The sequence below is a fragment of the Pseudundibacterium arcticum genome (assembly GCF_042646465.1).
In the GTDB taxonomy this organism is placed as follows: Bacteria; Pseudomonadota; Gammaproteobacteria; order Burkholderiales; family Burkholderiaceae_D; genus Undibacterium_A; species Undibacterium_A arcticum.
In genome coordinates, this window is sequence record NZ_JBHRTP010000061.1 from 1 (window position 1) to 21137 (window position 21137).

The 21137-nt window shown below is 58.7% G+C and carries 15 protein-coding genes; 12 read left to right on the forward strand and 3 right to left on the reverse strand.

All coding sequences use genetic code 11. The features are described 5' to 3' along the window. Window positions 1-99 precede the first annotated feature (99 nt). Window positions 100-2085: a thioredoxin domain-containing protein gene (locus ACFOFO_RS18555; protein ID WP_390324531.1), complete on the forward strand. Its 1986-nt coding sequence runs from the start codon at window positions 100-102 to the stop codon at window positions 2083-2085. 11 nt (window positions 2086-2096) lie between these two features. Next, a complete protein-coding gene (locus ACFOFO_RS18560) occupies window positions 2097-3830 on the forward strand; it encodes a SagB/ThcOx family dehydrogenase (RefSeq protein WP_390324532.1) in 1734 nt (577 codons plus the stop codon). A gap of 204 nt (window positions 3831-4034) precedes the next feature. Here the strand turns inward: ACFOFO_RS18560 and eda are convergent, their stop codons facing one another. The 3 genes from eda to manD all read right to left on the reverse strand — a co-directional run bounded on the left by eda (window position 4035) and on the right by manD (window position 7771). Then, window positions 4035-4682, reverse strand: coding sequence for a bifunctional 4-hydroxy-2-oxoglutarate aldolase/2-dehydro-3-deoxy-phosphogluconate aldolase (gene eda / locus ACFOFO_RS18565; RefSeq protein WP_390324534.1), 648 nt, complete (start codon window positions 4680-4682; stop codon window positions 4035-4037). 181 nt (window positions 4683-4863) lie between these two features. After that, window positions 4864-6426 (reverse strand): UxaA family hydrolase, encoded by a 1563-nt coding sequence (locus tag ACFOFO_RS18570; protein WP_390324535.1) that lies wholly within the window; start codon window positions 6424-6426, stop codon window positions 4864-4866. A 133-nt stretch (window positions 6427-6559) separates the two neighbouring features. Then, window positions 6560-7771 carry a D-mannonate dehydratase ManD gene (gene manD, locus ACFOFO_RS18575; RefSeq protein WP_390324537.1) on the reverse strand — a complete coding sequence of 404 codons (1212 nt, stop codon included), beginning with the start codon at window positions 7769-7771 and terminating at the stop codon, window positions 6560-6562. A gap of 213 nt (window positions 7772-7984) precedes the next feature. Between manD and ACFOFO_RS18580 the strand changes: the two genes are divergently transcribed. From ACFOFO_RS18580 to ACFOFO_RS18625, 10 genes are all read left to right on the forward strand, one after another. Continuing rightward, entirely contained in the window at window positions 7985-8740 is a 756-nt protein-coding gene (locus ACFOFO_RS18580; RefSeq protein ID WP_390324539.1) for a FadR/GntR family transcriptional regulator, read from the forward strand. Between the two features lie 432 nt (window positions 8741-9172). Then, window positions 9173-10594 (forward strand): glucuronate isomerase, encoded by a 1422-nt coding sequence (uxaC, locus tag ACFOFO_RS18585; RefSeq protein WP_390332353.1) that lies wholly within the window; start codon window positions 9173-9175, stop codon window positions 10592-10594. A 152-nt stretch (window positions 10595-10746) separates the two neighbouring features. After that, on the forward strand, window positions 10747-11886 hold the full coding sequence (locus tag ACFOFO_RS18590) for an extracellular solute-binding protein (RefSeq protein WP_390332376.1): 1140 nt from the start codon (window positions 10747-10749) through the stop codon (window positions 11884-11886). A 32-nt stretch (window positions 11887-11918) separates the two neighbouring features. Then, entirely contained in the window at window positions 11919-13019 is a 1101-nt protein-coding gene (locus ACFOFO_RS18595) for an ABC transporter ATP-binding protein (protein ID WP_390332355.1), read from the forward strand. Next, complete coding sequence (locus ACFOFO_RS18600; RefSeq protein WP_390324542.1) at window positions 13016-13894, forward strand: ABC transporter permease; 879 nt, start codon at window positions 13016-13018, stop codon at window positions 13892-13894. The genes ACFOFO_RS18595 and ACFOFO_RS18600 overlap by 4 nt, the downstream gene beginning before the upstream one ends. A 113-nt stretch (window positions 13895-14007) precedes the next feature. Beyond that, window positions 14008-14796 (forward strand): ABC transporter permease, encoded by a 789-nt coding sequence (locus ACFOFO_RS18605; RefSeq protein ID WP_390332379.1) that lies wholly within the window; start codon window positions 14008-14010, stop codon window positions 14794-14796. 9 nt (window positions 14797-14805) lie between these two features. After that, window positions 14806-16281 carry a mannitol dehydrogenase family protein gene (locus tag ACFOFO_RS18610; RefSeq protein ID WP_390324543.1) on the forward strand — a complete coding sequence of 492 codons (1476 nt, stop codon included), beginning with the start codon at window positions 14806-14808 and terminating at the stop codon, window positions 16279-16281. 37 nt (window positions 16282-16318) lie between these two features. After that, the gene (locus ACFOFO_RS18615; protein ID WP_390324545.1) at window positions 16319-17263 is read left to right on the forward strand and encodes a sugar kinase; all 945 of its coding nucleotides are present in this window, start codon (window positions 16319-16321) and stop codon (window positions 17261-17263) included. Between the two features lie 254 nt (window positions 17264-17517). Further along, window positions 17518-18567, forward strand: coding sequence for a porin (locus ACFOFO_RS18620; RefSeq protein ID WP_390332357.1), 1050 nt, complete (start codon window positions 17518-17520; stop codon window positions 18565-18567). Window positions 18568-18824: 257 nt separating this feature from the next. Continuing rightward, a complete protein-coding gene (locus ACFOFO_RS18625) occupies window positions 18825-20936 on the forward strand; it encodes a glycoside hydrolase family 3 protein (protein ID WP_390332360.1) in 2112 nt (703 codons plus the stop codon). Window positions 20937-21137 lie beyond the last annotated feature (201 nt).

Sequence of the window (21137 nt, forward strand, 5' to 3'; positions counted from 1 at the left end):
AACGCATACTGGGCAGATAAGCTTGGTCTTGTTGCACTTGGACATTGAAACCGCCAGATTATTCGAGCTTCGACATCAGGGTAAATATCAGGTAGACACATGCCAAATCGACTGTCCCAGGAAACATCCCCTTATCTTCGGCAGCATGCCGAGAACCCCGTTGATTGGCATCCATGGGGAGAAGAAGCGTTTCGCCGCGCCCGAGAAGAGGACAAGCCGGTCCACGTATCGGTAGGCTACGCCGCGTGTCACTGGTGTCACGTCATGGCGCATGAGTCGTTCGAGAACCCCGCCATCGCGCGTTTGATGAATGAGCGCTTCATCAATATCAAGGTCGATCGCCAGGAGCGTCCCGACCTCGATGACATCTATCAAAAAGTCGTCCAGATGATGGGGCAGGGCGGCGGTTGGCCGCTGACCGTGTTCGTGACGCCGCAGGGAGAACCCTTCTTCGGCGGAACCTACTTCCCGCCCGAGGAGCGCTATGGGCGGCCTGGGTTTGCGCAAGTCTTGCTAGGCTTGAGCGAGGCCTGGAACGAACGACGCCCGGAACTCCGCACCCAGGTCGAACAGTTCCTCAAGGGCTACCGGGTCCTCGATGAACGGCTTGTCGGCGGCGCGGCACCGACGGGTGGAGACGTGCCTGCCGAGGCTGCGCGCGCCTTCGCCACGAATACGGATCCGGTCCACGGAGGCTTTGGGGATGCGCCGAAATTTCCGAACCCTTCCTGTCACGACCTCGTGCTGCGCGTGTACCACCGAACACGCGAACCACCACTGCTCGCCTCCGTCGAGCGGACGCTCGATCGCATGACCGCCGGCGGGATCTACGACCATCTGGGCGGCGGCTTTGCGCGCTACAGCGTCGATGCACGCTGGGCGGTGCCGCACTTCGAGAAAATGCTCTACGACAACGGCCAGCTCGTCAAGCTCTACGCGGATGCCTATCGCGTGACGGGCAAGCGTTCATGGCGGCGCGTTTTCGAGCAAACCATCACCTACGTGCTGCGCGATCTGGCGCATCCCGACGGCGGCTTCTATGCGAGTGAGGACGCCGACAGCGAGGGCGAGGAAGGCACGTTCTATGTTTGGACACCCGCTCAGATAGAGGCGGTGCTAGGCGAGCCCGATGCTGCCTTCGCATGCCGGGCCTACGGCGTGACCGCGCAGGGCAACTTCGAGCACGGCGCCACCGTGCTCTACCGCGCGGTTGAACTTAATGCGCTGGAAGAAGCGCGTCTGGAGGGCCTGCGTGAGAAGCTGTTTGCGGCGCGCGCCCGACGGGTTCGTCCCGGCCGCGACGAGAATATCCTCACGAGCTGGAACGCACTCATGATCCAGGGCCTGTGCGCCGCTTACCAGGCGACCGGGCAGGTTTTGTACCTTCAGTCCGCGCGGCGCGCAGCCGACTTCCTGATGCAGAGAATGACCATGCCGGACGGTGGCCTCTATCGTGCCTGGAAGGACGGCGAGGCCAAGGTACCTGGCTTCCTCGACGACCACGCGTTTCTGGCTAACGCGCTGATTGACCTCTATGAATCCGGCTTCGACAGACGGTATCTCGAACAAGCAGAGAGGCTGGTCGACCTCCTCCTCGACAAGTTCTGGGACGATGGGTTCTACTTCACGCCCAAGGAGGGTGAGCGGCTCGTGCATCGTCCGCGCTCCCCGCAAGACCACGCCTGGCCGTCGGGAACCTCGACGAGCGTGTTCGCGCTGCTGCGGCTGCACGAACTGACGGGCCGCGATTCTTACCGTGACCGCGCCGAACACGTGTTCCAGATGTACGGCGCCGCGGCGGCCAAGAACCCGTTCGGCTTTTCGCACCTCCTGGCGGCGCTCGATTTCTCGCAGCGCCCGGTCTCGATCGTGCTGGCGGGCGGCCGGGGCGAGGCGGCGCCGCTCGTGCAGGCCGTTCACCGCTCCTACCACCCAGCGCGCGTCCTGGCATTTGCCGAGGATGTTCCGATCGGCCAGGGTCGGCACCCAGTCGGCGCCCAGCCCGCAGCCTACGTGTGCCGAAACCGTAGCTGCGACGCGCCAGTGACGAGCGCGCAGGCACTCCTTGCGTACTGCACCGCGTGACGAAAACTGCCATGACGTCCCATCGTCTTTCACCCTTATCGGGGGAGCCAGGTGCGCTGGAGCGAGCCGGCCTTCTTGAGGGAGAGGCCTCTCCCGAAAAGGTGGTCATCGCCTACCATGAGCGGACCAAGCACCACTTCCACCGCTATGCCGCGGCGCTCGGCTACCTGGACTGGGCGACGCAGCCCGATCCGTTTCGGCGCTACGCGGGAGCGGAGCTGGTTCGTCTCCCGCTGCCCAAAGCGGGCCGCCCACTGCCCTATTGGCAGCTTTATGCGAGCGCGACCGTGCCGCCGGCGCCACTGTCGCTGGAATCGGTCTCGCTATTTTTCCGCTACGCACTATCGCTGACGGCATGGAAGCAAGTCGGCGAGACCAGGTGGCCGTTGCGCGCAAATCCTTCAAGTGGGAATCTTCATCCGACCGAGGGCTATGCGGTACTGCCTGCGATTGGGCAGCTCGGCGAGACGGCCGCCGTATACCACTATGCGCCGAGGGAGCACGCTCTCGAACGGCGAGCGGTGCTCAACGCAAAGCGGTGGGCTGAGCTGATTGCGCCTTTCCCTGAGGGCTCATTCCTTGTGGGTCTGTCGTCGGTTCATTGGCGGGAGGCCTGGAAGTACGGCGAGCGCGCGTTCCGGTACTGCCAGCACGACGTCGGACACGCGCTTGCCAGCCTGCGTATCGCGGCAGCAGCGCTCGGCTGGAGATTGGTGCTCCTCAATGACGTGAGCAATAAAACCCTCTCCAGCCTCCTTGGGCTTGACCGCGATGAGGATTTCGCGGAGGCGGAGCGTGAGGAAGCTGAGCTGCTCGTGTTGATTGCACCGGATTTTCCGGCGACGCTTCCGACCGACTCGAAGCCGATGACGGCGCACGGCGGTGGCGTGCTGTGGCAGGGCAGCGCCAACGCGCTGAGCCTCGAAAACAGTATCGAGTGGCCCGTGATCGACGCGGTTGCGCAGGCGACGCGCCGCTGCGAAAGCTCGCCTATCCAGGAGGACTTCTCCGGCTTTCCCTCGGAGGATGCGCTTTTCGGGACACCCGTCCGTCAAGGTCTGCTCAGCGCGGAGAAGGCCATTCTTGGCCGTCGCAGCGCGGTAGCGATGGATGGCTCGACGGCGATCTCGCGCGCGGTATTCGTTCGCATGCTCGCCCGGTTGATTCCGACACATGAGCGGCGAGGGATGCCCTGGGACGCGATCCCTTGGCGACCGCGCATCCACCTCGGGCTCTTCGTCCACCGCGTCGACGGCTTGGCGCCTGGCCTCTACGCGCTCGCCCGAGATCCGGACAAGGTCGAGACTCTCAAGGGAGTGATGGGTTCAGAATTTTGTTGGCAGCGCGTGCCCGACTGCCCGCCCGGACTCCCCTTGTACCTGCTCCAAGAGGGAGACTGTCGAGCGCTGGCGAGCACCGTCTCCTGCGGCCAGGACATCGCCGGCGACGGCGCCTTCAGCCTGGCCATGATCGCCGACTACAGGGACAGCCTGGGCACGTACGGCGCCGCCTTCTACCGCAACCTGTTCTGGGAGGCCGGCATGGTGGGCCAACTGCTTTACCTTGAGGCAGAAGAGGCGGGCATCCGCGCCACCGGGATCGGTTGCTACTTCGACGATCCGGTCCATACGGCCTTCGGAATCGTTTCACGCGCGTGGCAGAGTTTCTACCACTTTACGGTGGGCGGCCCGGTTGAAGATGGACGGCTCACTACCTTGCCTGCCTACAATTTCGAGGAAAAGTAATGAATGCCAAGCGCTCTGTCCTGGCAATTCGGACAGAACCTCGTCAGATCAGAAAGGAGCAGCCATGTCCCTGATCGAACCTCTCCGCCAGCAGGTCTCCGAATATCAAGATAAAAATCATCCTGATACCGTCATTTCCTTGCTGCACCAGATGACCTTTGGCGCGCTGGCGACACTTCATAAAATTCGGCAGCCGATATCGACTCATTCTCCTGACATTGGTCGCAGTGCGCTTGCAGCAGCAGCCAGCGTCGTAATATGCGCCCAATCACCGGCCTGTATCGCTTTTCTCGGTGTCAACCACGACCCGCCCACACAGGTGACATTCTTGCATGCGAGAAATTTTGCTGCAGTTTCTTGGGATATACCACCGGTCGGACAAAAGGTCACATCAGGCAACGGACCCGCAATCGCATTGAGCATGCCTATACCACCGGCGGGTACGGCGGGGAATAGCTTTAATTGGTGGAATCCAGCTTCGCGTGCGGCCAATACCTCGGACGGCGTCATTACGCCAGGTAGTAGCGGCAGACCGCTGGATTTAGCTGCAGCAATCAATGCAGCCGTCAATCCCGGCGATACCCCGAATACTGCACCGGCATCGCGTGCCGCACTAAATTGAGCACCGTAGGTCAATGTCCCAACCCCAACGATGGCCCGCGGAACCTGCTCGGCTATGGCGCGTATTGCTGCCATCCCATGCGACGTGCGCAGTGTGATTTCCAGCACCCGAATTCCACCAGCGAGCAGGGCCTTTGCGAGCGGCACCGCATGGTCGATATCCTCGATCGCAATCACCGGGATGACAGGGGAAGCATGCATGATGTCCAGCAAGTCAAGGCTCAATCTCATACCGTAGTCACTTTCTATTAGTCCTGCGAAACCGTGTAATAAATTTCATTTTCCGTCATTTTCTTTGCATTGCTGACGACTGCTTGCACCGACCTGGGCCTGATCTGCTTTGTAGCGAATGATCTGACGGGCGTCAAGATAAAACCGGGCAGCACTCCTGGTGCTGGCCAGGGAGAGTCATTTACATCACCGCACCAATCTGCCAGGGCACGAATTCATTTTGCCCGTAACCGTGGGTCTCGCTCTTTGTGCGCACGCCGGAAGCGACGTCGATGATCATACGGAAAATCTGTTCGCCGACCGCATCGACATCGGTCACGCCGTCTGCGATGCCGCCACAATTGATATCCATGTCTTCTTCCTGACGCTGCCACAGTCCTGAATTGGTCGCCAGCTTCAGCGACGGGGAGGGCGCACAACCGTAGGCCGAGCCGCGCCCGGTGGTAAAGCAGATCACGTTGGCGCCGCCGGCGACTTGGCCGGTAGCGGAGACCGGATCGTAGCCGGGCGTATCCATGAAGGTCAGGCCCTTGGCCGTGACCGGCGCGCCATACTCAAGCACATCCACCAGGTTGGTGCTGCCCGCCTTGGCCACCGCACCCAGCGATTTTTCAAGGATGGTGGTCAAGCCGCCGGCCTTGTTGCCGGCCGATGGGTTGTTGTTCATCTCTGCGTTTTGGCGCACGCAGTAGTCTTCCCACCAGCGTACCCGGGCCAGCAGTTTGGTGCCGATCTCCGGGGTCGCGGCGCGCCGCGTGAGCAAATGTTCAGCACCGTAGATCTCGGGCGTCTCCGAGAGAATCGCACTACCGCCATGTCGTACCAGACGGTCGATGGCAGCGCCCAACGCCGGGTTGGCCGTGATGCCGGAATAGCCGTCGGAGCCGCCGCATTGCAGGCCCACCACCAGATGACTGACCGGCAGCGGCTGGCGCGCGACGCTGTTGGCCTCTGCCAGCATCGCCTCGACGATAGCGATCCCTTTTTCCACGGTCTTCCTGGTGCCGCCGCTATCCTGGATCGTGAAGCTGCGCAGGTTCTTGCCTTCGCTCATGCCGTGCGCATTCAACAGGTCGCCGATCTGGTTGGTCTCGCAACCGAGGCCAACGAATAGCACCGAGGCGAAGTTCGGATGGCGGGCATAGCCCGCCAGCGTGCGCCGCAACAGTACCAGCGCTTCGCCTTCCGGATCGATGCCGCAGCCGATGCCGTGCGTCAGTGCGATCACACCATCAACATTCGGGTAATCCGCCAGAGCTTGCGGGTTAGTATCGCGCCGGAAATGGTCGGCAATCGCGCGCGCCGCAGTGGCCGAACAGTTCACCGAAGTCAGGATGCCGATGTAATTGCGTGTTGCAACGCGACCATCGGGGCGCAGAATGCCCATGAAAGTGGCAGGCTCGGCCACGTACGCGGTCGGTTTTGCATCGACGCAAAACGTATGCTCGCGCGCAAAATCGCCCATTTTCAGATTGTGCGTATGCACATGCTGGCCGGGCTCGATGTCTTGGGCGGCAAAGCCGATGATCTGGCCGTAACGGCGCACTGCCTGCCCGGCCTCGATGCGGCTGGTAGCAATCTTGTGGCCGGGCGGTATCAGCCCGATCACGCTAACGCCTTCCACCGCCAAACGGGTGCCGGACATCAGCTGGGTGCGCGCGATGACGACGTTGTCAAGCGGATGAAGGCGGATCGTTGCCGAGGCCGGGCTAGCTGATCCTGCCGGAGTGGGAGCTGTTTCCATTCACATTCCTTGTGCAAGCATGTTTCAAATTTACTGCGCACGCGAATCTCGCGCCAGCGTGCGGCTGCGCTTCTCAGTGCGACCTTCGTGTGCTCGCTACATTTTTGCAACAAGTTCTCAGATATGCAGGGTATTACCAGTTGCAGAGCGTGCCGTCATGGGCTAGGCGGTTCACTGGCAGGAAGGCGCGCTGGTAAGGATATTTGGCTGCCAGCGCTTCGTCGATATCGACGCCATGGCCGGGTGTTTCCCCAGCATGCAGGAAGCCATCCTCGAACCGGTAATCGTGTGGGAATACCGCGTCGGTTTCTTCAGTGTGGCGCATGTATTCCTGGATGCCGAAATTCGGTACCCAGGTATCGAAGTGCAGCGCTGCGCCCATGCAGACCGGCGACAGATCGGTGGCGCCGTGGCAGCCGGTGCGCACCTGGTACATTGCGGCCAGATCGGCGATGCGGCGCAGATGCGTGATGCCGCCGGCATGGACCACGGTGGCGCGGATGTAATCGATATACTGCTTCTCGATCAATTCCTTGCAGTCCCAGATCGTATTGAACACTTCGCCGACCGCTATCGGCGTCACCGTATGTTCACGGATCAGCCGAAATGCATCCTGATTCTCGGCCGCGGTCGGGTCTTCCATCCAGAACAGGCGATAAGGCTCCAGCGATTTTCCCAAGCGCCCTGCCTCGATCGGGGTCAGCCGGTGGTGCACATCGTGCAGCAGGTGATGCTCCCAGCCGAGCTTGTCGCGCAGGCGATCGAACAGTTTCGGCGCATGATCCAGATAACGTTCGGTGGACCAGTCGTGCTCAGAGGGAAGCGATCCATCGGCCGGCTCATAAAACATGCTGTCTTTCGACACCCCATAGACTTTTTTCAGGCCCGGCACGCCGGCCTGCGCGCGGATCGCCTTGTAACCGAGCGACGCATAACGCAGCACTTCATCGACGGTTTCTTCGATATCGCCGCCGTTGGCGTGGCCGTACACCATGACGCCGTTGCGGCTTTTACCGCCCAGCAACTGGTACAACGGCATATTCGCCGCCTTGGCCTTGATGTCCCACAGCGCGGTATCGACCGCGGCAATCGCGCTCATCGTGACCGGGCCACGTCGCCAGTAAGCGCCGCGGTATAGGTATTGCCAGATATCTTCGATCTGGTGCGCATCGCGGCCGATCAGGCAGGGGATCACGTGGTCGGTCAGATACGAGGCGACCGCCAGTTCGCGGCCATTTAGCGTGGCATCGCCGATGCCGGTCAGTCCTTCATCGGTATAAATTTTCAGCGTAACGAAATTGCGGCCTGGAGAGCAGATGATGACCTTGGCATCGGTGATTTTCACGGCGTCCTCATTGGTTGGTGGAGAAGGTTTGGTAAAAGTGGTAGGGCCAGTATGCCATCAATGAATTTAATTGGCTAGACCTTATTGCATTTTTGGTAGAACCAAAATAGAATGGACTGACCAATTTGGGATGGGGCGCTAAATCTTCGGTATATGAAAGCAAGTGCACTGCTGCACTCAATCCGCAGTGACGTGAAATAAGAAAGGTTGAACATGACTAAGTTGACTACCGCCCTCATAGAAGTTGGCGCCGCTACCGCCACCGACACGCGTTTGTATCGCGTCGTTGCGGAGCAAATTCAGGAGATGATTCGTGACGAGAAGATCATGCCCGGCATGCGCTTGCCGTCCGAGCGTGACTTGTCGGCACGACTGAATGTGAGCCGGACATCGGTGCGCGAAGCCCTGATCGCGCTCGAACTGACCGGCGTGATTGATGTGCGCGGCGGTTCCGGCATTTATGTCAGTGAAAAAAACGATGCGCCTCCCGAGATTAAGGAGCCCGGTTCCGGCCCCTTCGAAGTATTGTCCGCCAGACGTTTGATTGAAGGAGAGGTCGCTGCGATGGCCGCCAGAATGGCGACCGACAGTGCCATCGACGCCATCATGCAGACCGTCTCGGATATGGAGCGGTTTTACGATGATCGCGTGAAGAACGATCAGGCCGATCGCGCTTTCCACATGGCCATCGCCACGGCGACCGGCAATAGCGCTTTGGTACTGGTGCTGGGCAAGTTGTGGGACGAGCGCGGCCGCCTCTGGAGCAAGATGGAAGAGCACTTTCACACCGAGGATTTGCGGCGGGAAACGCTGATGGATCACCGCCGGATCTTGGAAGCGATCGCGGCACGCGATCCGGCTGGCGCGCGTCGTGCAATGCGGGCTCATCTTGAGCGCGTCACGCGGGAGTTCTCGCGCGGATGGGGCATCAAGGGTTCTGCCAAAATTTCAGGCAAACCGACAGACTAGTCATCCTGCTGCGTCATAAATATGAAGGTAGTTTCCAATTGTTTCCATGCGCGCGGGAAGAAGGGATTAGCCCCGGCTCTCTGTATCAAAAACGTGGCGGCTGGAGAGGGTCTTGCGAAAAACATAAGGAGTGTTATGGAAAAGGTCATTCAGCCGAGCAAGGAGCAAGTCAGAGATTGGCTAAAGCATCGTCAACTTAAACATGCCCCGCCACCGGGCATTGAGCAGATCCAGCTCGAGTTGGGGTGGAGATCCCTTGAACCCGGGCTCGTCGCCTCTCCTATTTTCAATTTAGCGTAAGGGCATCAGTTTCTCCGTGCAAAGTGATGATGAATTGATAAGCGCTCAGTGGTTATATTTGATTTAAATGCATCAAATATCGAAGTGATTTTTTAAACGTAAGCTTTCATCCAGATAAAGAACGGATATCCGATGTCCCTGCTCCATCCCGATCGCCTCTTTCCTGCTGACCCCGACACGCGTGCCATCACGCGGCGCCTGTATCAGAGCGTGAAAACGCTGCCGATCATCAGTCCGCATGGCCACACCGACCCCGGCTGGTTTGCCACCAACGAAGCCTTCAGCAACCCTTCCGCCTTGCTGATTCAGCCCGACCACTATGTATTTCGCATGTTGTTCAGCCAAGGCGTGCGCCTGGAGGAGCTTGGTGTGCGCACCCGCGATGGCACGGCAGTGGAAGCCGACCCGCGCAAAATCTGGCGCCTGTTGGCGCACAACTGGCCATTGTTCCGTGGCACACCTTCCCGTACGTGGCTTGATCATGTGTTTGAAGAAGTGTTTGGGATCGAGCAAGCGTTGACCGAAGCCAATGCCGATGCGCTGTATGACCACATCGATTCCTGCCTGAAAATGCCCGAATTCCTGCCGCGGGCCTTATTCGAGCGCTTCAATATCGAAGTCATCGCCACTACCGAATCACCGCTCGATACGCTCAGCCATCACAACGCATTGGCCGCCGACCCATGGCAAATGGCCGGCGGCAAGCCGCGTGTGATCACCGCTTACCGGCCTGATCCGGTAGTCGATGCGGCATTTGAAGGATTTGTGCGCAACATCGAAGAATTTGGCGAGATCACCGGCGAAGATACCGGCACCTGGCAGGGATACCTGCAGGCGCATCGCATTCGCCGTGCGTATTTCAAGCAGCTGGGCGCCACCTCGACCGACCACGGCCATCCGACCGCACGTACCGCCGACCTCAGTCTGGCTGAGTGCGAAGCGCTGTTTGCAAAAGTATTGTCCGGCAATGTGTCTGCCATTGACGCCGAACTGTTCCGGGCCCAGATGCTGACCGAGATGGCCGGCATGAGTTTGGAAGACGGGCTGGTGATGCAAATCCATCCAGGATCATGGCGCAATCACAGCGCTGGCATGCTGGCGCGCTTCGGCCGCGACAAGGGCTTTGATATTCCGACCCAAACCAGTTACGTCGATGCCCTGAAGCCCTTGCTGGACAAGCACGGACTCAATCCGAAGCTGTCCATCATTCTGTTCACCCTGGATGAAACAAGCTATGCGCGTGAACTGGCGCCACTGGCGGGCGTGTATCCATCACTCAAATTAGGCCCGGCATGGTGGTTCCATGACGCACCGGAAGGTATGCGCCGCTTCCGTGAACAGACCACGGAAACTGCCGGCTTTGCCAACACGGTCGGCTTCAATGATGACACCCGCGCGTTTTTGTCGATTCCGGCGCGGCATGACGTGGCCCGTCGCGTCGATTGTGGGTTTCTGGCGCGTCTGGTGGCTGAACATCGCCTACTGGAAGATGAAGCATTTGAGCTGGCACACGATCTGGCGTACCGCCTCGCGAAAAAGGCGTATCGCCTGTAGCACTTAAACCAATAAATACACAAGAACGCACTAAAACCAAGAGCGTCAGCAAGATGCTGGTTACACCCAATATGGGGCTGCAGTATTCCTATCACACTGGAGAGAGACACATGAAACAACGTCACAACTTTACCCGCCGCACCATGGTGCGGATGATCGCTGGCGCCGTCGTTGGCGCGGTCACAACATCGCTGAGCTTGCCTGTCATGGCCCAGTCACCTGTGACGATCAATGTGGTTGACGTCGGCGGGAGTTTGGCGTTGTTGCAGGACGCTATTGAGTCTTACAAGGCCAAGAATCCGAACGTCAAATTCACTTTCACCAAAGCCCCCGCGCCTGAATTGCCGAGCAAGCTGAAGGCGATGCAAGCTGCCAATCGCAGTGATATCGATATCGTACTGGGTGGTACGGACATTCTTGCTGCTGGTATCGATCAAAAGCTGTGGGTGAAAATATTGCCCGAGAATGCCACCAAGTTTCCCAATCTTGCCGACAATTACTTGCCACAAGTTAATAAAATGCAGGAGCTGGCGCAGGATCAGGCCCTGGCAGTCGCGTTCATGCCAGCCGGACCCTTGCTTGAATACAATCCTGACAAAGTAAAACAGGTGCCGACTACGCCGCAGGAATTGCTGGCGTATTGCAAGGCCAATCCCAACCGCTTGATCTATGCACGTCCATCAAACTCCGGCCCAGGCCGCACCTTCCTGATGGGCCTGCCCTATTTGCTGGGCGATAAAGACCCGAAAGACCCGGTCAATGGCTGGACCAAGACCTGGGCTTACCTGAAAGAACTGAATTCCTGCATCGAATACTACCCCGGCGGCACTGGCGCGGTGATGAAAGAGCTGGGCGAAGGGTCGCGCGACATGACAGTGACCGTAACCGGATGGGATATCAATCCACGCGCGCTGGGCGTGGTGCCAAAGAATTTCAAAATGGGTGCGTTCAAAAAAATGACATGGATCAATGACACCCATTACATGATGACGCCAAAAGGCCTGACCCCGGAAAAATTCAAGATCGTGATGGATGTGATGGCCCATTTGCTCAAGCCGGAGCAACAGGCGATGACCTACGACAAGGGCTATTTCTACCCCGGCCCAGCGATTAAGAACGTCGCGTTAAGCATGGCGCCAAAATCCAGCCAGGAGGTGATCAAGGAATTCGGCCGTCCTGAATATGCGGCGCTAATTTCCGACAATCCGCATGCACAGCCGCTGGATGCGCAGGAGATGGTGAAAGCCTTCCGTATCTGGGATCAGCTGATCGGCACCCAGAAGTCCAAGTGACCGTGAACCGTATTTAACAGGAAAGTCCAAAAATGAAACACGACTTCAAAACACTGCGCCTCGATCGCATAACCCGTAATTTTGGCGGGCCAGCCAGCGCATCCGGCGTCGCACCCTTGCCAGCCCTGGGCGGACTGACGATGAATATCGCCCGCGGTGAATTCATCGCGCTGCTCGGACCATCCGGCTGCGGCAAATCAACCGCACTGAACTGCCTGTCCGGTTTGCTCGCACTATCGAGCGGCGCGATTTATCTCGATGAACTGCGCATCGATACGCTGCCGCCGGAGCAGCGTGGATTCGGCATGGTTTTCCAGAACTATGCATTGTTCCCGCATATGACGGTGGCGAAAAATGTGGGCTTTGGCCTGCTGATGCGCGGCGTTGCCTCAAGCGAAATCGAGACCCGCGTCAAACGTGCGCTGGATCTGGTGCAGCTTGCGATGCATGCCAACAAGTTGCCGGGCCAGTTGTCGGGCGGCCAGCAACAGCGTGTCGCGATTGCGCGCGCCATTGTCATCGAGCCGCCTCTGATTTTGATGGATGAGCCGCTATCGAACCTGGATGCCAAGCTGCGCCTTGAAATGCGTTCTGAAATACGCCGCATTCATGGCGAGCTTGGCCGCACCACGATTTACGTTACGCATGATCAGGATGAAGCCTTGTCACTGGCAGACCGTATCGTTGTGATGAAGGATGGCCTGGTGCAGCAAGTCGGTACGCCGCAGGAAGTGTATGGGCAGCCCGCCAATCTTTCCGTGGCGCGTTTCATGGGCTATCGCAATGAATTGTTGCTTGATGTCGCAGAGAAAAATGGCGACGGCATCCATCTGACCGGTCCCGGGATAAACCTGCGCGGCATTCCGAAAGCCGCCATCGGCGCGCGTGCAGCGGTATCGATTCGGCCGGAAGAGTTTTCAATCTGCGCCCCCGAAGAGCAGCCGGAGAACAGCATTACCGCACGCGTGGAAGCGGTTGAATATTATGGCCGCGAGTCGCTGTTCATGCTGCGTACGCAAGACAGTACGCGTCTGTTCGTGCGCACTGAAGGCACTGCGAAACCAGGCGAAACCATGACTGTTTCGGTGCCGCATGACCGCGTGCTCGCTTACCCGTCCGAGCAGGTGGCATGATGCACAGCCGCGCTCAAGCTGCCGGCTCACGCTGGCTGGACCCTGTGATGTGGATGGTGGCGCCCGCCGTGATCTTCATGCTGGCAGTCTTCGTCTATCCATTTCTGCATGGCCTGATGCTGTCGTTTGAACCATTGGAAGGTGGCGCATGGTCGAACTACAGCAAGTTCTTCACGACCGACCACCTGTGGCACACAATTGGCACCACACTCAAGCTGGCCTTACCGGCGACCATCATCAATGTCGGTATTGCTTTGCCGATTGCGTATCGTCTGCGCCACAAGACCCGTTACCAGAAAATTGCGACCACCATTCTGGTGATCCCGATCACGCTGGGTACCGTGCTGATTGCGCAGGGCATGCTGACCTACTTCGGACCGAAAGGCTGGTTCACGCAGGCGCTGCAAATGTTCCACCTGTTTGAAGACGGCATCCGGCTGACCCACAATTATTGGGGCGTGCTGATTTCGCTGATCATTTCCGGCTTCCCATTCGCTTTCCTGCTGATCCTGTCCTACATCACGGGGATCGATCCGGGATTGACGCGCGCTGCCGCCACGCTTGGCGCCAATCCGTACAAGCAATTTCAGCATATTGTGTTGCCGCTGCTGATACCCGGGCTGGCGATGGCATTCTGCCTGTCGTTCGTGCAGGCGTTCTCAGTCTTCCCGTCGGCGATATTGCTGGGTTCGCCTGCCGGGCCAACACGGGTCATTTCGATTGCCGCGTATGAGGCCGCATTTGAAAATTACGATTATCCGATGGCATCGACCATTGCGATGATCATGGGCATGGTACAGCTCGCTGTGGTCGCAGCGGTGCTGGGATTGCGCAGCCTGGTGTACCGCGGACCAGTCACCGGTGGAAAGGGATAATCATGTCAAAAGCAATCTCTCCTGTAACTCTCGCGCAAGTATCCGAATCACCCGCACCAACGCCGCACATCAATTGGTGGAGTCGTGCCTGGAGCGGGCTGGTGGTCGGCTTCATGACCTTCTTTCTGGTCAATGTCGGCCTGATGATCGCCTCGGTATCCACCAATTCCATCGCCCGACGCTGGTTTGGTACTTGGTTACCTGACGGTTTTACCTTTGAATGGTATGCCGCTGCATGGAAGGAATTCCAGCTCGGTGATGTATTGCTGGTAACGGTGGAAGTCGTGCTGGCGGTGGTGGTGCTGGCATTGGTCATCGGTGTACCAGCCGCTTATGCCTTGGCACGCAGGGACTTCCGCGGTAAACGCCTGCTCACCATGCTGTTTTTATTGCCGCTGATGGTGCCGCCAATTACCTACGGTATTCCTTTGGCGACATTGATGTACCAGTTGCATCTAGCCGGCACGCTGTTTGGCGTGGTACTTGCCAATCTACTGCCTGCATTGCCGTTCGTGATCCTGGTCATGACACCCTTTATTGAGCAGATTGATCCGAATCTGGAATCCGCTGCACGGGTGTTCGGTGCGCCGACCTGGAAAATGTTCCGTCATGTGCTGGTGCCGCTACTGGCGCCGGGCATTCTCGCCGCGTCGCTGCTGGTACTGGTGCGCACCATTGCAATGTTCGAGCTGACCTTCATGACTGCCGGATCGGATACGCAGACGCTGGTCGTCGCACTGTACTACGCGGTATTTGCCGCTGGGGTGCGCGCGCCGCAGTCGATCGATGCGATGGCGATGGTCTACATGACGGTGACCTTGATCTTCCTGCTGATTGCGATGCGTTTTGTCAGTCCGACACAACTTGTCTCCAGGGTGCGTGAGCACCCGCAGAGTGCTTAAGGCGACGCAATGAGACTTTCGAATTCGGCTTTGGCATCGATGGGCGCGCATCAAAATGTGATCACGCCTCAGTACGAGCGCCAGCAATTATCCCCCGGCATTGTGCATTTAGGCCTCGGGGCCTTCCATCGCGCGCATGCGGCGGTATACACAGACGGCGCAATCGCGCGCGGAGACCAGCGCTGGGGGATCGTCGGCGTATCGCTGCGGCAAGCCGATACCCGCGATGCACTGACCCCGCAGGACAATCTGTACACAGTGGCGGTGCGCGATGCGGAGGGCGAACAATTGCACGTGGTGGGCGCACTGATCACGTCGCTGGTGGCGCCGGAAAACCCGCAGGCAGTGCTGGCCGCGATGGCAGATGCGCGCTGCCATATCGTCAGCCTGACGGTGACCGAGAAAGGCTATTGCCACGACCCCGCCACTCGCGCCTTGCGCGTCGATCATCCGGATATCGTGCATGATCTGGCGCACCCTGACGCGCCGCGCTCGGCGCTCGGCTTCATCGTCCGTGCGCTGGCATTGCGCCGCGGCGCTGGGCTGGCGCCATTCACCGTACTGTCGTGCGACAACCTGCCGTCGAACGGACTGACGACCCGCGGATTGGTGCTGGCGTTCGCGGCAATGATCGATAGCGAACTGGCCGGCTGGATAGATCAGCAGGGCGCGTTCCCGAATTCGATGGTGGACCGGATCGTGCCGAACACGACAGAGGACGATCGGGCGCGCGTCGCTGCCATGCTCGGGGCCGACGATGCGTGGCCGGTGATGACCGAACCGTTCAGCCAGTGGGTGATCGAAGACCGGTTTGCGGGCGCACGGCCGTGCTGGGAAGAGGTCGGAGCGACCCTCGTTGCCGAGGTCGAGTCGTACGAGAATGCCAAGCTGCGCATGCTCAATGGCACCCATTCCAGCCTCGCCTACCTGGGCGCGGTGATCGGATATGCCACGGTCGATGAAGCGATAGCCGATGCGGGGCTGGCAAACTTTATCGGCGCCATGATGCGCGACGAAATCGAGCCGACGCTGTCACGCCCCGGCCTGCCGGAGTATCGCGCAGAGTTGCTGGCGCGCTACCGCAACCCGGCGCTCAAGCACAAGTTGCAGCAGATTGCGATGGACGGCTCGCAAAAGCTGCCGCAGCGGCTGCTCGGCACCATCCGCGACCGGCTGGCCGCCGGCGCGCCCTGTGACCGCCTGTGTTTCGCCATTGCCGGCTGGCTGCGTTATCTGGCCGGCAGCGATGAGGCGGGCAACACTTACCCGATTGCCGATCCATTAGCCGAGGTATTACACGCGGCCGCCACCAGTTCCACAGACCCGACGGCGCAAGTCGCAGCCTTGCTGGCGGTGCGTGACGTATTTGGCGACGACTTGCCCGGCAATCCGCAGTTCGTCTCGTCATTGACGCAGCATCTGGCAAGTATCAGCAAGTACGGGGTGGCGGCTGCGATCAGTGCTCTCGAAGCCAAAACATCATGAGCACCAGCGTCAGTGCAAGAAAACTAAAGGATGGATGATGGGCATTGCCAAACGTTTTGACATCGTTGCATTGGGCGAACCGATGCTCGAATTCAATGAGACCGCCGCCGGTCAGTACCAGCAGGGATTTGGTGGTGATACCGCAAATTTTGCGATCGCGGCGGCACGGCAAGGAGCGCAGGTTGCTTACTGTACCCGGCTCGGCGATGACCACTTCGGCCGTATGTTTCTCGATTTATGGACCGCGGAAGGGGTCGATACGTCCGGTGTGGAAGTTGATCCGGATGCGCACACTGGTGTGTATTTCGTCACCCATGGTGCGGATGGCCACCAGTTCCAATACTTGCGTGCCGGATCGGCAGCCAGCCGCATGACGGTGGCCAATCTGCCGCTGCGGGTGTTAGCCGATAGTCGTTACCTGCATGTGTCGGGCATCAGTCAGGCTATCAGCGTCACCGCTTGCGATGCGGTCGCCGCTGCGATCGCGGCGGCACGTGCTACCGGTGCCTGTATCACCTACGACCCGAATCTGCGCTTGCGGCTGTGGCCATTGGCAAGGGCAAAGGCCATTATTCAAGCCACCATTCCACAAGTCGATATTTTTCTGCCCAGCCTCGATGAAGCCTTGACCCTGGCCGATGTCGATAGTCGCGATGGCGTATTCGCGTGGTGCGCTAGGCACGGTGCGAAGAAGGTGGTGCTCAAATGCGGCGCAGACGGTGCATGGGTCTGGCAGGACGATGGCAATTTGCCGCGCCATGTACCCGGCTTTGCGATACAACCGGTCGATGCGACCGGCGCCGGGGACTGTTTTGACGGCAGCCTGGTCGCGCGCCTGGCTGCGGGCGATAGCTTGCTTGACGCAGTGCGTTATGCCAATGTGGCAGCGGCTATATCGACGACTGGTTATGGCGCGGTGGAACCGATTCCGCATCATGCCGACGTCATCATTCACTTGGCTAAAACACTGCTACGAAATTAGCTGCACAGGTAATCTGATGTAGATGTCCCGACCGTTTTTGGCATGCGCTTTCAGCCCTGTCACAGCGGCACAGAGTGCGCGAGGCGCTCTGAACAACTTGGCACGTAACTCCCTCTTGCCTGTGCATTCCGTGTTCAATCGAGCACGCATGCCCAGCGCCGCGGGAACGAACGCTCCGGTAGGGATGGCTCCATCAGTAACCTTGCCGGGGGGCTATCGATACAAATAGCATCACAACCCTTGGAGACTTTCAAATGAAAAAAACTATCCTCGCACTCGCTGTTCTGGGCGCTTGTGCCGGCGGTGCATCAGCTCAATCCAATGTCACAATCTACGGTCTGGTAGATCTCGGCGTCGTGCGTGAAAGCGGCGGTCCAGCCGGTTCGATGACCAAACTGACCAGCGGTATCGCCAATGGCTCGCGTCTGGGCTTCAAAGGCATAGAAAACCTGGGTGGCGACTTGTCTGCATTTTTTCAGCTGGAAAACGGCTTTCAGGCGGATACCGGGACACTGGGCCAAGGCGGTTTGCTGTTTGGCCGTCAGGCGTTCGTTGGTCTGAGCAATGGTTTCGGCACCATTAAACTGGGCCGTCAATATACGCCGATCGATGATCTGGTCGGCGCGGTTGACCCATTTGGCAACGGCTACGCAGGTCGCTTGCAAAACGTCTTCATGAAGGGCTATCTGTCTCGCGTCGACAATGATGTGATGTACAGCACACCCACTATCAACGGCTTCTCCGCCAACGTCGCGTATGGTTTCGGTGAAGTTGCAGGAAGCGCATCTGCCAACCGTTATGTTGCCGGTTCGGCTGGTTATACGTCCGGTCCACTGTTTGTTCGCATAGCCCACCAGAACCGAAACAATCTGATTCCTTCTGTTGTCGGTGCGTCTGCCAATACTGCTTTTGGAAATGCGACAAACGACAAAAACACCATGCTGGGTGCCACGTACAACTTCGGCGTGGTCAAGGCCCACGCCGCCTATGCCATCACCAAGACTGGAAACGTCGGCACGAGGCTGGTTGATGCCACTGATGCGATGGTTGGTGTTTCCGTGCCGTTCGGCGCAAATACGGTCATGGCGTCTTATATTCGCAGGAACGACAAGTCAGCCAATAACAGAGATGCAGATCAAATTGCCATTGGATACAACTACGTGATGTCCAAGCGCACAACTTTGTACGCAGCCTATGCCTATATCAACAACAAGAATGGCCCTGTCTTCTACACCGCGGGCAGTGCAATTGAGGGCGGCTCTGGTAACAAAGCATTAGATCTCGGCATTCGCCACACATTCTGACAAGTTGCGGCGGCAGGCCCTGAATTGGCAGGGCTGGTCCGTGACATGTTGACGCTCTGCGCTCAGGTTCCATGGCCCGAAGGTCTTGGCGGTTCTGCTGCGAGCGCAGTCGGGGCATGCATTGCATCGAACTTTATGCAGGATTCAATTGCGTTGTTTGAAAAAACTTAGGGAGAAGGACAATGAAGCAGACGTTTCGTACAAATAAAAATGGTGCCGATGATGGCAATTCCAAATACGTTCCAACGGGGATTGCCATGAAAAGCACATCAGGCCCGCTTTTCACTGCCAGGCCGATTACGCTCGGTGTGAGTGCACTCATCGGCAGTCTGATGCTCTCGGCATGCGGTGGCGGAGCCGACAGTATCCCGCAGCCCCTCATTGAAGCGCGAACCAAGGGCGTATTGCAGGTCGACGGCGCCACATTCAGGGATTTGAACGGCAATGGCAAACTCGATCCATACGAAGATTGGCGCGTACCGGTCGCGCAACGTGTCGAGGATCTGGTCGGCCGAATGACACTCGAAGAGAAAGCCGGGATGATGATGATCGACACCCTGAACCCGGACGCCGGCGGCGTGGTCTCGCCAACGGCAATCGATTACGTCAAGACACAGAAAATGACCCGCTTCATCTTCCGTAGCACGGTGACAGCCAATCCCGTGAATGCGGCGGGCGGCGGTGGCTTTGGCGGTGCACAGGTTACCCCGACCGAAGCAGCGCAGTTCATGAATGCGATGCAGGAAATGGCTGAAGGGACGCGGCTGGGCATCCCGGCCTTGTTCAAGTCCAACGCCCGCAACCACTACGATCGAGCAGCGCGTGCTGGCGTCAACGAGCCGGCCGGCTCCTTCTCCGAATGGCCGAAGGAACCTGGACTTGCTGCAACCAGGGATATGGATCTCATCAAGGACTTTTCGCAAACGGTCGGTGCCGAATTCAAGGCCATTGGCTTGCGCGGCTTGTATGGTTACATGGCAGACCTGTCGACCGAACCGCGTTGGTTTCGTATCCATGAAACCTTCTCGGAAGATGCCGACCTGAATGCCCAAATCGTGACGACTTTGGTGAAAAACCTGCAGGGTGGTCCGCTCAGCCCCAGCAGCAATGTCGCCATGACGATGAAGCACTTTCCCGGTGGCGGCCCGCAGGAAGGCGGCGGCGATCCGCATTACGCCTTCGGCAAGAATCAGGTCTACCCGGCGGGAAGGTTGGGCGACCACATCAAACCCTTCAAGGCGGCTATCGACGCGGGCGTGGCCGCAATCATGCCGTATTACGGCGTCCCGATCAATCTGACTTACGAAGGCGTCACGTACGATCAGATCGGCATGTCCTTCTCAAAGCAAATCGTGACAGATCTGCTGCGGGGCAAGCTCGGCTTCACGGGCTATGTCAATTCCGACACCGGCATTATCAATGACCGTGCATGGGGCATAGAAGACAAGACGATTCCCGAACGGATGGCCATTGCCATTACTGCGGGTACCGACGTCATGTCGGGATACCATACGAACGTGACCATTACCGATCTGGTGAAGGCAGGGAAAATCGCCGAAACCAGAATCAATGAATCGGCGCGCAGGCTGCTGACCGAGCAGTTCAAGCTTGGCCTGTTTGAAGACCCTTACGTCGATGCCAGCAAGGCCGCCGGCATTGTCGGCAACGACACCTTCCGGGCCAAGGCCGCGCTTGCACAGCGTAAATCCATCGTTCTGCTGCAGAATCAGAACAACACCCTGCCGCTTGCGACGCCATCCGCGACGAAACCCGTCAAGCTCTACACGATGGGGATGAATGCCGCCGTGGTAGGCGACAAGCAGTACGGCTACACCGTCGTCACCGGTGACTACGACGCGAGCAAGGGGCAAACCCGGCCAGCAGTTCCCGCCGATACCGATTACGCGGTCATTCGGGTCGAAGTTACCAACGTGCTGCCCAAGGACTATGTGCCAAAAGCTGGAGAATTTAATCTGCAGTTCGGTGGCGCACTTCCTGAGGAACTCAACAGTCTGTCGTTCACCACGATGGCTGCTGCGCGATCGTGGAAGATATCACCCTCGCTCAAGGATATCCAGGCAGTGATGAACACGGTGGGTGCGAAGAAGACGGTCCTGAACGTCTACTTCCGCCAGCCCTTCGTACTTGACGATGCCAGCGGACTAAAGCAGGCTGGCGGCATTCTGGCAGGGTTCGGCGTGAGCGACGCCGCGCTGATGGATGTGCTGACCGGCAAGTTCAAGCCCCAGGGCAAGATGCCATTCGCTCTGGCGAACAATCTTGACGCCGTCATCAACAATGATCCAGACGCACCGGGCTATGCTGCGAAAGACACGCTGTTCCCGTTCGGGTTCGGCTTGAGCTATTGAAGGTTTAACTGATAATCAGTAGGAAGCACATCGGCGAAAGCCGGTGTGCTGGTGCGCTAAATTCATTCCGGAAGTTTCTGGTGGCCTTTGGGGGGAGCGCAGTAAGAATGCGTGGTACTGAAATGCATGTGCGGGATTCAATTGCGCTGCGTCTGCGGCATGCAATACCTGACGGGAAATGTGGCGCTGTCCTGTTCAACA